Here is a 12,506-nt window from a genome sequence, read left to right as displayed (position 1 = left end):
ATTGACGGTGACCACTACGCCGGGGGCCGCGTCCGGAACACCGCCCGATCCGGCCGGCGCGGGCAGCCTCGACGACCTCGTCGACACGTTGCGCCGGCTCAAGGTCTGGGCGGGCGATCCGTCCTACGAGACCATCAAGACCCTGGTCAACACGGCCTGGACCGCGGCGGGCCGGCCGACCGCGGAACTGACCCGCAAGTCGACGGTGGCCGACTGTTTCCGCAGCGGCCGCCGCCGCCTCAACGCCGACCTGGTCGCCGCGGTGGTGCAGGCGCTGCATCCCGACACGGGCTACGTGGCCGAGTGGCGCCAGGCCCTGCGCGTCGTCATCGGCGAGAGCGCGGCCGCCTCGCAGGTGCGCGTACGGTCGAGCCTCCCCGACGAGCTCCCCTCGTTCACCGGCCGCACCGGCGAGCTCGACCGGCTGCGGCGGGCGCTGAACCACAACGACGCCGTCGTGATCTCGGCGATCGAGGGCATGGCCGGGGTCGGCAAGACCCAGCTGGCCGTCCATGCCGGCCATCTGCTGCACCGCGAGAAGCCGTTCGACCGCGTGCTCTTCGTCAACCTGCGCGGCTTCCACCCCGACCCGGCCCAGCCGCCCGCCGACCCGGCCGCTGTGCTCGACGGGTTCCTGCGGCTGCTCGGCGTGCCCGGCCAGCAGATCCCGCACGACCTGTACGGGCGGGCCGCGCTCTATCGCGATCAGCTCGCCGGCACCCGTGCGCTCGTGGTCCTCGACAACGCCGCCACCGCCGACCAGGTGCGCCCGCTGCTGCCGGCCACGCCCGGCTGCCTGGCCCTGGTGACCAGCCGCCGCCGGCTGACCGGCCTGCCGTCGACGGCGCACCTCGCGGTGGACGTGTTCACCCCGGACGAGGCGGTGGCTTTCCTCAACGAGGAACTGCCGCACGTCGAGGCGGGCGCGAGCCCCGAGGCGGGCGACCGGATCGCCCGCCGCTGCGGCTATCTGCCGCTAGCGCTCAGCCTGGTCACCGGGCACATCCGCAACACCGCGGGCTGGACGCTGACCGATCACGCCGACCGGCTCGACGAGAGCCGGCGGGACCGGAAGGTCGACACGGGCATCGGCCTGGCCCTCGACCTGTCCTTCCGGCATCTGCTCGCCGGCCACCAGCGGATGCTGCGGCTCTGCGCGCTGCATCCGGGCCAGGACTTCGACCCGTACGCGGCGGCCGCGCTGGCCGGCGTCGAGCTCGGCGACGCCCGGGCGCTGCTGCGCGATCTGCGCGCCGACCACCTGCTGCAGGAACCCGCGCCGGGCCGCTACACGTTCCACGACCTCGTCCAGGGTTACGCCGCCGACCAGGCCAAGGACGAGGACCCTCCGGCCGTACGCCGGGGCGCGCTCACCCGGCTGTCCGACCACTACTTCGCCACGGCCGGGGCGGCCATGAGCGCGCTGTACCCGGCCGAGGCCCACCAGCGGCCCGAGTACGCCCCGGCCGCCACGCCCGCCCCCGACCTGTCCGACCCGGATCCGGCGCGGGAGTGGCTGGACACCGAGCGGCACAACCTGGTCGCCGTCGTCGTGCACACCGCCGCCCAGGGCGGGGCCGGCCACACCACCCGGCTGGCCCGCATGCTGTTCCGCTATCTGGCCGGTGGCCACCACACGGACGCGGAGGTGGTGCACGGACGCGCGTACGAGGCGGCGCTGCGCGACGGCGACATCGCCGGGCAGGGTCACGCGCTGACCGATCTCGGCGTCACCCATCTGCAGCTGAGCCGGCACGACCGGGCCGACGAGCTGCTGCTGCGCGCGCGGGCCCTGTTCCGGCAGGCCGGCGACCGGACGGGCGAGGGGCGGGTGCTGGCCAACCTGGGCTTCGTGGCCGAGCGCGCCGGCCGGTACGCGGAGGCCGCCGGATATGGCCGGGAGGCGCTCGCCCTGCACCGGGCGACCGGCGACCCGATCGCCACGGCCCGCTCGCTGGTCAGCCTGGGCGTCATCGCGCAGCGCACGAGCGACTGGGCCACGGCGATCGAGTACGCCCGTCAGGCCCTGCCGCTGTATCAAAGCAACGGCGACCTGTACGGCGTGGCCAACGCGCTCACCAGCATGGGCGAGGCGCAGCTCAACTCGGGCCTCTACGAGCCGGCCGCCGACCACCTGCGCCAGGCTCTGGAACTCAACGAGCGCCTCGGCAACCGCACCGGCGTGGCCGACGGGCTGGACAGCCTGGGCCAGCTGCACACCCGGCTCGGTCAGGTCGAACAGGCGGCCGGCTACTACGAGCGGGCGCTGTTGATCTATCGCGAGGACGAGGACCAGGACGGCGAGCTGTGGGCCCTCAACGGCCTGGGGGAGGCGGCCCGGGCCGCCGGACGGCCCGCCGACGCCCTCACCCGCCACCGGGCCGCCCTGAACATCGCGCGCGCCATCGGCAATCCCGGGCAGGAGGCTCGGGCGCTGGCCGGGCTCGGTCACGCCCACCGCGACCTCGGCGACCCGGCCGAGGCCCAGACCCATCTGGATCGGGCCGCCGTCATCCAGCGCGGGCTCGGCCTCCCGGACGCCGCCCATGCGGGTGAGGCCGCCGGTGGCAGGGACGGTTAAGAGGTTGTGGGAGCCGGTTCCGCGGTGGCGTACCGGTTGCTGAGACGCCGGTAGGGGCGGCTGCGCAGGGCGATGGTCGTGGCGATCAGCCCGAGCACTCCGGTGATCATGAAGACCAGGGCCAGCCCGCGGGCCGCGCCGGTGCCGAACCACGGGCCGATCAGGCGGGCGCCGGCTCCGTCAGTCATGAACGGGATGAAGACGAACTGGGCGATCGGCGAGATCAGGAACGCGGTCAGCGGCGACGCGGCCTGCTCGACGCTCTGCGCGAAGCCGAAAACCCGGCCCTGACGCTCGTACGGGACGACTCTTTGCAAGATTGTCTGCTCGGCCGCCTCGGCGTAGGGAATGACGAGCATGTACGCGTAGAGGCCGACCGTGAGCCAGATGATCGAGTCGCGCAGCGGGAAGAGCAGCGTCACGCTCCAGCACACGATATTGATCATCAGCAGCAGCCAGACCGGGTTCTTGCCCAGCCCGGTGCGGGCGATGAGCAGGCCGCCGACGATGAACCCGGTGCTCAGCGCGCCCCACAGCAGGCCCCAGCCCTGCACCGACATCATCGAGAGCCCGTACGCGTCGAGCAGCGCCATGAACACGCCGCCGAGCAGGTTGTTGAACGCCGAGAAGATGATCAGCGCGGTGAGCCCGGGCACCGCGGCGATGACCCGGATCGTGCCCCGCAGATCGATCCGGCCCGCCCCATCCTCGTCGCCGGAGCTCCCGTCCGCGGTGGCCGGATCGGTGGGGACCTTGACCAGGGCCAGGTGGACGAGCGACAGCGCCAGGACGACGATGCCCAGCACGAGCACCCAGAACATGCCGCCGAGCGCCACCAGCAAGCCGCTGATCACCGAGGTGACCAGAAACGACACCCCCGACGCCGTACCCACCAGGCCGTTCGCGCGGTCCCGGGTGCCCGCCGAGATCAGCGCCGTCACCATGGTCGGCAGCGCGATCGTCCGGATGTTGCCCGCGATCACCCCGGCCATCAAGAGCACGATCAGGCCCCACAACGGCACGCTCGCCGGATCGCGGAACTCCTCGCGTGGCGTCAGTTGATAAAGACCCAGGGCCAGCACGTACGTCGTCAGGGAGACCCCGGCCGAGATCTGCATCATCGTCTTCTTGGGGTGATGGTCGACCAGGCTGCCGAACCAGATCCCGGTCAGCGCCGTCATCACCAGGAAGATGCCCGAGATGACCCCGGTGGCGAAGACCGACCGAGTCTCCAGGTACGTGTAGAACGTGATCGCGAACCAGACGGTGAAGTTCGTGACCGACACCAGCAGCGTGCTGACCAGCAGTTGATAGAAGACCCGGACGTGACCTTGGATGACCCCCATGGCGACCACCGTATGACCTGAAGCACCCTTCAGGTCCAGCGCCACGGGGGTGTATGACTGTAGGGCCCGGCTAAGGAGGCCCCGTGTTCGACCATTTCGTGGTCTCCGTCGTGGTCTGCCCGATCCTGGTGGCGCTGGCGGTGCGCTGGCTGGCCGACCGTCTGCGCCCCGAGGCGGCGGTCACGGTTCTGGTCATCTCGATCGTCACTGCCGCCGCGGCCTGCCTGGTCAGCCTGACCGCGTTCGCGCTCAAGGCGGTGGCCGAGCTGCATCCGGTCGCCGTGCGTCTCGGCTTCTCCGACGCGGTGGTGCGCGCCGACACCTCGCGCGAGCCGTGGGTGTCCTGGCTGTCGGCAGCCCTGCTGCTGGCCGCGCTGGCCGGCCTGACCCGCGTCTGGCGGTCACACCGCCGGGAGAACGCGATCGCCGCCGAGTTCCGCGGCCTGCCCGTCGACGCCGACCGCGTCACGATGATCGACGACTCGCGCGCGGAGGCCTTCGCGGTCCCCGGAACGCCCGCCCGCGTCGTGGTCACCACCGGCATGCGGGCCGCGCTCGACGACCGGCAGTACGACGCGCTGCTCGCCCACGAGCGCGCCCACCTCGACGCCCGGCACCACCACCTGGTGCTGCTGGCCCAGCTGGCCGCGGCGGTGCACCCGGCGTTCGGGCGGCTGACCCGGCGCATCGAGTTCCTGGTCGAGCGGGCGGCCGACGAGCGCGCGGCCGAGCAGATCGGCGACCGCCGAGTGGTGGCCAAGGCGATCGGCGCGGCAGCGCTCCGCGCGGCCCACACGCGCGTCGGTCTGCCGATGGCCCCGTCCGGCCGCGACCTGCGCAACGCCGGAGTCGTGCCCCGCCGCGTGGCGTCCCTCCTGGCCCCGCGCTACGCGGCCGGCTTGCTGACGCTGGTCGCCCTGCCGGTGGCGGTGGCCGCCGGCTCGGTCATCTGGACCGGCGAGTGCGTGGCCGACCTGGGCGAGCTGCTGTACGCGGCCGGCATGCTGCACTGAGACGTCCCGCCGCGGGAGGGTTGCTCCGGCTTGCCGTCCGGGGCAGGGTGTGGTGATGCGCCGGCGGCGTCCGTCATGGAGGGTCCTCGCGGCCCTCTTCGCTGTCCTCGGGCTGCTCGGGATTGCCGGGTGGTGGCTGTTTCCGCTGCTGGCGGCGTTCGCCGGCCGCAGCCTGGAAGACCAGGACAGCCTGTCCAGCGTGATCAGCATGACCGTCGGAATCGCGTCGCTGCTTGTCTCGTCGGTCTTCGGAGTGATGCAGCTGCGCAGCCCCCGCAGTGCCGCATCGGCCGCCGCGCCCTCCAGCGCGTCTCCGGCCTACGACCGGCGTGGAAAGCTTCCGCGGATGTCCGCCAAGGAGGTCTCGGCGCTGGCACTCCGCGTCCATCCAGCGGCCGAGCATCCGGTCACGGCGGGCGCGGACCTGCCTTCCTTCGTACGCCGCGATCAGGAGGAGGCCGTACGGCGGTGGATGCGGTCGGCTCGTGACCACGGTGGCTTCCTCATCCTGATCGGCAACTCGTGTGTGGGTAAGACCCGGCTGCTCTACGAGACCGCGCGCGACGAACTGGGCGACTTCACCCTGCTCGCGCCCGACCTCGGTAACGGCGACGAAGTCAATGCGTTGGCCACTCGGTCCCGGCCGGCGAAGCTGATCGTCTGGCTGGATGAACTACAACGATTCCTGCCCGGCCCCTATCTGACCCAGAACTCCGCTCCGATCACCGCCGCGGCGATCCGCCGCCTCATGGAGTCATCCAGCCCGGTGGTCATCCTGGGCACGCTCTGGCCCGAACACGCGTCGAAGCTGCAGGCCACTGACAAGGTGGAATCCGACGACGGCAAGCGAAACGAAGATCAGGACCGGTTCCCGGCGGCCAAGGACATCCTCCGGGCTCCGGCCGTACGTCAGATCCGTCTGGACACGTTTTCGCGGGTGGAACGGCTCGAAGCAGTTCGTCTGGCGGCGGCGGATCCGCGGTTGGGCGCCGCGGTCGCCGATCGCGACTACAACGTCACCGAGGCGCTGGCCGGAGCGCGCGAGATCGTGGAACGGTATGAGCGGGCGACCGACGACCAGCGCGCGATTCTGCACGCGGCGGTCGATGCGCGCCGGGTCGGAATCGAGTCGCCCCTGACGGAAGAGCTCCTTCGTGCGGCGGCCCGTGGATATCTGACGGGTGTGCGCGCCGACGACGAATGGGTCACGGCCGAGCTGGCCGAGCTGGCCCGGAACGACCGCCCGCAGGACAAGGCGACGGCCCCGATGCTGGAACGATCCGGCGCCGATCACCGCGCGGTCGTCGGCTACATGGTCACCGACTACCTGCTGCAACGGATCAACCCGGAGCGCCGGAAGGAACCCTTGCCCGAGGTGGCCTGGGACGCCCTGATTGAGCACGCGCCGCCGGACGACCTCGAACGGTTGGCGGGCAATGCCGTCGACCGGCTGCTCTACCGGCGGGCGACCGCGATCTACCGGCGTCAGGCCACTACCGGCGATCACGATTCGATTGATCGGCTGGCGGACTTTCTGGCGGAGCCGGCCCACCTCGACGGGCTTCGCGAACGCGCTGAGGCGGGGGACGAGGACGCTCGCGAACGCCTCGCGGTGGTGTGGTTCCGGCTGGGCGACGTCGCCCAGCTTCGCGCGCACGCCGACGGCGACGACGAATGGACCGGCTACGAGCTGGCCGAGCTTCTGACCGGCCACGGTGACGTCGAGGAACTGGGAGCGCGAGCTGACTCCGGAGACTGGCGTGCTCAGTATCGGCTGGTAGCTCTGCTGGCCGACCGGGGCGACGTCGACGCCCTTCGGACCAGGGCCGATGCCGGTGACGAGTGGGTCGACCACCACCTGGCCGATCTGCTGGTGGACGTGGGACGTGTCGACGAACTCCGGTCGCGTGCGAACGGTGGGGACGCCTTTGCCGTGGGCCGGCTTGCTCGGTGGCTCCTGCGAAATGGGCGGCACGACGAGCTGGCGGCGCTGGCCCGGAGCAACCGCGAGGGCGGAAGCGAAGTGGCCGAAGCCTTGGCGGCCGGCGGTGACCTGAAGTCCCTCCGGATCCGCGCCGATGCCGACGATTCCTGGGCCGCTATTCGTCTTTCCGGGCTCCTCGTGGAGAGCGGAGAGTGGGAGCAGCTCGCCAACGGGGGCGATGACGCCTTGTGGGCCATGACCGAGTGGGCGGACGTTCTCGGTGATCGGGGAGACCTTGCCGGACTTCGAGCGTCGGCCGAGGCGGGCAATTTCTTCGCCGCGCTGAGACTCGTCGATTTCTTCCTGATGGGTCACGGGATCGATCAGGAAGGTCTGGCGTCGAATGCGGACCTGGCGGAGATCCTGGTCGATCGAGGCGAGATCGACCGCCTCGAGGCCGGCGCACGCGAGGGCCGGGAAGCATTCGCCTCCCGCCTGGCCGAGATGCTTGTTGGCCGCGGTGATCGCGCTGAACTCTCCGCGCGCGCATCCTCGGGCGATGCCGACGCCGCCAGTGAGCTGAACCGGATGCTGGCTGATCTCGGTGAGCTGCGAAGACTTCGTGCGCGTGGCGCAGCCGGCGACGAGAACGCCGTAGACGTACTGGTCGAGCACCTGGTGAACCAGGGCGATCGGTCAGCGCTTACGGCATTGGCCGACGAAGGTGTCAACGCCGCCTCGGTCGCACTGGCGGATGTCCTGGCGGCCCGGGGCGACCGGGAGCGGCTCGGCGTCCGCGCCGAGCAAGGTGACGAGGCGGCCGCGAAACGTCTGCGGGATCTCCTGATGAGCCGCGAAGATACGGCAGCGCTCGAGATGATGGCCGCGGCCGGAGACGAGCAGGCCGCCGCGATCCTGATCGACAGGTCGGTCGGCCGCGCCGAGATCGACCGGCTCCGCGCTCGTGGCGACGCCGGCGACGTGCAAGCCGCGAACGACCTGGTGGACCTTCTCGCTCGGCGTGGTGCCGTCGAAGAACTCGGCGCTCTGGACCCGGCCCGCTACTCCTGGGCCGACTCGACTCTGTGCAGCCTGCTGGCCGACCGCGGCGATCTCGACGACCTCATCAGGCGATCCGATGCCGGAGGCTTGTGGGCGCCGGGCGTGCTGGTGGACGTGCTCGTCCAGCGAGGAGATGCCGACCGGCTTCGTGCGCGCGCTGACGGTGGCGACGATCGAGCGGCGATCGCCCTCGGTGACCTTCTGGTTGCCCGCGGAGAACACGAGCAGCTCGTGCGATGGGCGGAGACGGGCAATCACATTGCGGCGATCCGGCTGGCCGATCTGTACGTCCGCCGGGGCGACACCGGACGGCTCGCGGCCCGGGCTGACTCCGGGGACACCTGGGCGGCGGATCGGTTGAGTGACCTGTTGGCGCACCGCGGCGAGTGGGATGAGCTGCGCCGACGGGCCGACGCGGGCGACGACAACGCGAAAAATCGGCTTGCCGTAGCGCTGGGTCGACGCGGGGACGTGAACCAGCTGCGGGCGCGCGCGGACGACGGCGACGTCACGGCGTCCTCCCGCCTGGCCGAGCTGCTGATCCATGCGGAAAGCTATGCGGGGCTGACGGAGCGGGCCGACCGCGGTGACGAGCACGCAAAACGGCGGCTGGCCGACGCTCTGGTGCGCCGTGGAGATGTGGAGACACTTCGCCGGCGCGCGGAGGCGGGCGACGACCACGCGGCCGCCCGGCTGGCTGATGTGCTGGCGGGGCGCGGGGATGTCACCGAACTGACCGTCCGCGCCGACAACGGTGATGACGACGCTGAACGCCGGCTCGCGGAGCTGCTGGTGCGGCGGGACGATCTCGAAACCCTCACCGCTCGCGCCGACGCCGGCCGATACGGCGCGGCCGACGCGCTGGCCGACGTTCTGGTGGATCGCGGACAGATCGACCGGCTGGCGGCCCGCGCCGCAGCCGGTGACGGAAGGTCGGCGGCCCGGTTCGTCGAGGTCATCGCGCGTCGCGGTGACCTGGACGAGCTACGCAAACGGGCCGAATCCGGTGACTGGTACGCCGCCGACCGCCTCGTTGACCTGCTGGCGGCGCGTGGGGACATCGAGGGCGTGTACGCCGAGATGATCGCGGGCACGCCGAACGCGGCCGGGCACTGGCTTGGTCTCCTGGCCCGGCGCGGGCAGGCCGACCTCGCCCAGCGTATCCGGCGCTTCGGCCGCGACGGCGTCTAGAACTTGACCGTCGCCGTCGCCGTCGCTGTCGCTGTCGCTGTCGCTGTCGCTGTCGCTGTCGCTGTCGCTGTCGCTGTCGCTGTCGCTGTCGCTGTCGCTGTCGCTGTCGCTGTCACCGGAACAGGTTCAGGTCGATCGCCGCCGCGATCGCCTCCATGCCGGCGTCGTTGGGGTGCAGGCTGTCGCCCGTGTTGTAGCGGCTGTTGTACCGCTGCGGGTCGTTCGGATCGTGGATCGCCGTGTCCAGGTCGATCACCGCGTCGCAGCCGCTGCCGTCGCCCTTGATGAAGTCGTTGACCGCCGCACGCCCGGCCTCGCCTTCCTCATTCCAGTAATCCGTCCCCTTGTACGGGGTCAGCGTCGCGCAGAAAATCTTGATGCCGGCGTCATGGCTGCGCTGGATGAGCTGCTGCAGACCCTGGATGAGCTGCTCGCCGCTGGGCGGGTTGCTGTCGCCGAGGTCGTTGATCGCGGCGTCCGAGAAGACCACCCATTTGACCCCGGTCTGGGCGGCCACGTCCCGGTCGAACCGGTTGACCGCCCCCTGTCCGGCCCCGTCCTTGAGGAGCATGTTGCCGCTGATGCCCGCATTGAGCACCCCGACATTGCGCCCGGCCTCGATCAGCCGCCGCGCGAGCTGGTCGGGCCAGCGCCGGTTCTCCCCGAACGTCGAGTCGTAGCCATCGGTGATCGACGCGCCGAGCGTGACCACCGCGCCCTCCGATTGCGCGTTCTGCACGTCCAAGCCGGCCAGGAACGCGTAGTTGTCGAACGTCCGCGCACCCGAAAGCGACGCCTTGGTCGCCTGATTGCCCGCGGCGACGTAGTTGTGCCGGTTGGCGAACGCGTGCTGAGTCACCGACCCGATCCGCTCGGGCACATAGGCGCTGACCGACACGTCCGCACCGGCCGGCATGGCGAACTGAACAGGATCGCTCACCGTGGTCTGACCGGCCTCGACCGTCACCGAGTCCCCACCGTTGAATGTCACATGCGCGTTCGTGCTCGCATCAACAGTGTTCGCGCTCAAATGGCGCGCAACATAAACGGCACTGACGGTCAACGGATCACTGCCGAACTCGTTCGACAACTTCACCCGAACCGTGTCCCCGCCGATGCTCGTCCGCACGATCTGCCGAACCGTCTGCCGCTCGAATCCGGGCCCGCCGTTCTGCACGGCCACCGCCCAGCTGCCGGTCCAGGGCGTCCCCGCCGAGCTCGCATCAGCACTCGGCGCCACACTGCTCGCACCGGTCGGGCCCGCCTCGTCCCCGCCACCGTTCCCGCTGCCGGCCGAGTCACGCCGCACGAACACGACCACCGCCACAACCAGAACCACGAGGGCCGCCGCGACCGAGATCGTCGTCTTCCGGGTCCAGTTCACCGCGCCCACGGTACTGGGTCGGCACACCCGATCCCGCACCGCGTGACCTGGGAGATTCCTGATAGTGGGCTGAGTCACGCATCCCCCACAACACAAGATCAAGAACAAGATTTCGCATCCGGGCGGGTGTCACAGACCGCCGCTCCCGCCGAGGACCCGGGCGAGGCGAGCAGGGCGCTGGCGCGCCGAGAACGCTCCACCCACGCGGGCGACCTGAGTAAGCCCAACGCTCAACCCCGTCCCGGTGTGAACCGCAGCACGCAACTGCCAACATGCTCGTTCGGCCGCCCTAGCAAAGACGTCGCGCAGAAGACTTGGTCGAGCAGCCGACGCGCAATCTGCAGAGACGGGCGAAGTGCGCGACCGAGCACCCACTGCGCGGACTGCGCGGCGGCCGACTGCGCGGACTGTGCAACGGCCGGCCGTGCGGACTGTGCATCGGCCGACCGGGTGGACTGGGCGACGGCACGCTTCGCGTGCTGCGCGGCGGCCGCAGGTGGACTGGGCGACGGCACGCTTCGCGGGCTGCGCGGCGGCCGCAGGTGGACTGGGCGACGGCACGCTTCGCGGACTGCGCAACGGCCGACCGAGTGGACTGGGTGACGGCACGCTGCGTGGACTGGCGACGGCCAACTGCGGGGACTGGGCGACGGCACGCTGCGAAGATTGTGCAACGGCCGACCGCGCGACTCCGCGACTGCACGGACAGCGCACGGCTGCACGAAGGTGCGCGGACCGCGCGGTTGTGCGCGGTCCGCGGCCGCTTCCCGTTCGTATCGTCGAATGCGCAACCTGCCATGCGCGCTGATGATCGGTGACCAGGGAGTTACGTCAGCGACTGGCGATCGGCTCCTCTCGGCCTCTCGCTGGCGAAGCCGGACCGTCCTGGCGCGCTGAAGCCGCGCGCCAAGACGCCAAGTCTGGTTACGGCTTGGTGGCGATCACTGCGCCATTGGCGCCAGGGGCGTCGAAGTGGATCGTGTGCGCGTTTGTGAAGCCCGCGCTCGTCAGCCACTGCGCGTATTCGGCGTCCGAATAGTTTCGGCCGGCCTCGGTTTCGACCAGCATGTTCATTCCCATCAGGGCCGCCGGCGCGGGGCCGGTGCGGTCGGCGTTCAGCAGCAGCTCCGAGATGATGACCTGGCCGCCGGGCGCGAGGGCGGCGTACGCCTTGGTCAGAAGCTCTCGGTTCGTCGCCTCGTCCCAGTCGTGCAGGATCATGCTGAAGAGCACGACGTCATGGTCGCCGGGCAGGTGCGCGTCCGTGAGGAAGTTGCCGGGATGCGTGGCGATCCGATCGCTCAACCCTGCTCGTTCGATGTTCGTTTGAGCGATCGTGCACACGTGCGGCAGATCGAGCACGGTCGCGCGCAACTCGGGCAGTGCGCGGCACAACTCGATCGGATACGCGCCCGAACCGCCACCCACGTCGAGCAGCCGGCGCCGGCCGCTCAGATCGATCGCCCGGGCGAGGGCCTGCGCCGTGAAGATGGACGTCGAATACATGGCGCCCCAGAAGCTTTCCAGCATCTCGGGATCGGCCGTGTCGAACATCGAGTCCTGCGTGGACGGATCCCACGTCAACGGCCGGTCGGTGCGCAACGCCTCGCCGATCCGATGCCATGGCAGATACGTACGCTGGTCGCAGTAGGCAACTTGGCCGCCGAAATAGTAAGGCTTGCCGCGCACCAGAAACTCCTCGGCCAGCGCGCTGTTCCGATAGCCGTCGCCGTCCTTCTCGAGCAGCCCCAGCGAGGCGCACGCCGCGAGCAGTAGATCGGCGGGACGCTCAGGCAGCCCGAACTCCGTCTTGGCTTGCGCGACTGTGAGCGTTCGGCCACCTTGGAGCAGCGTGAAGAGGTCAAGCTCGACCGCGGCCGCGAACGTCTTGAAACTCCAGAACCCGGTAACGAGCCCCATCAGGGGCGTCGGCGTCAACATGCATCGATCATCGCAAATCGGTACGCCGACGCGCCCGAGTTCCGTTAATCTGGCCGACTTCCCT

At 70.4% G+C, this 12,506-nt stretch carries 6 protein-coding genes; 3 read left to right on the top strand and 3 right to left on the bottom strand.

Annotated elements, in window-relative coordinates:
• Positions 1 to 7: 7 nt before the first annotated feature.
• The gene (locus ACZ3I4_RS07580) at positions 8 to 2,581 is read left to right on the top strand and encodes a tetratricopeptide repeat protein (protein ID WP_465381044.1); all 2,574 of its coding nucleotides are present in this window, start codon (positions 8 to 10) and stop codon (positions 2,579 to 2,581) included.
• Here ACZ3I4_RS07580 and ACZ3I4_RS07575 read toward each other — a convergent pair.
• The gene (locus ACZ3I4_RS07575; protein WP_465381043.1) at positions 2,578 to 3,927 is read right to left on the bottom strand and encodes an MFS transporter; all 1,350 of its coding nucleotides are present in this window, start codon (positions 3,925 to 3,927) and stop codon (positions 2,578 to 2,580) included. The genes ACZ3I4_RS07580 and ACZ3I4_RS07575 overlap by 4 nt on opposite strands.
• 83 nt (positions 3,928 to 4,010) lie before the next feature.
• Between ACZ3I4_RS07575 and ACZ3I4_RS07570 the strand changes: the two genes are divergently transcribed.
• Positions 4,011 to 4,940 (top strand): M56 family metallopeptidase, encoded by a 930-nt coding sequence (locus tag ACZ3I4_RS07570; protein WP_465381042.1) that lies wholly within the window; start codon positions 4,011 to 4,013, stop codon positions 4,938 to 4,940.
• A gap of 55 nt (positions 4,941 to 4,995) precedes the next feature.
• On the top strand, positions 4,996 to 9,117 hold the full coding sequence (locus tag ACZ3I4_RS07565; protein ID WP_465381041.1) for a hypothetical protein: 4,122 nt from the start codon (positions 4,996 to 4,998) through the stop codon (positions 9,115 to 9,117).
• Positions 9,118 to 9,229: 112 nt separating this feature from the next.
• On the opposite strand, the gene ACZ3I4_RS07560 is transcribed toward ACZ3I4_RS07565, so the two are convergent.
• Together ACZ3I4_RS07560 and ACZ3I4_RS07555 are read right to left on the bottom strand one after the other, a co-directional pair.
• On the bottom strand, positions 9,230 to 10,501 hold the full coding sequence (locus ACZ3I4_RS07560) for an SGNH/GDSL hydrolase family protein (protein WP_465381040.1): 1,272 nt from the start codon (positions 10,499 to 10,501) through the stop codon (positions 9,230 to 9,232).
• Positions 10,502 to 11,425: 924 nt separating this feature from the next.
• On the bottom strand, positions 11,426 to 12,442 hold the full coding sequence (locus ACZ3I4_RS07555; protein WP_465381039.1) for a methyltransferase: 1,017 nt from the start codon (positions 12,440 to 12,442) through the stop codon (positions 11,426 to 11,428).
• Positions 12,443 to 12,506: the final 64 nt, after the last annotated feature.

It is taken from the genome of Actinoplanes sp. NPDC021490, from assembly GCF_055562135.1.
The sequence above is the reverse complement of the archived record's forward strand: the minus strand, read 5'-3'. Positions and strand labels throughout refer to the sequence as shown.

What these genes read in the sequence shown, in the direction of transcription:
- ACZ3I4_RS07575 (WP_465381043.1), bottom strand. Translation starts at nt 3,927, where the DNA reads ATGGGGGTCATCCAAGGTCACGTCCGGGTCTTCTATCAACTGCTGGTC.
- ACZ3I4_RS07565 (WP_465381041.1), top strand. Translation starts at nt 4,996, where the DNA reads ATGCGCCGGCGGCGTCCGTCATGGAGGGTCCTCGCGGCCCTCTTCGCT.
- ACZ3I4_RS07555 (WP_465381039.1), bottom strand. Translation starts at nt 12,442, where the DNA reads ATGTTGACGCCGACGCCCCTGATGGGGCTCGTTACCGGGTTCTGGAGT.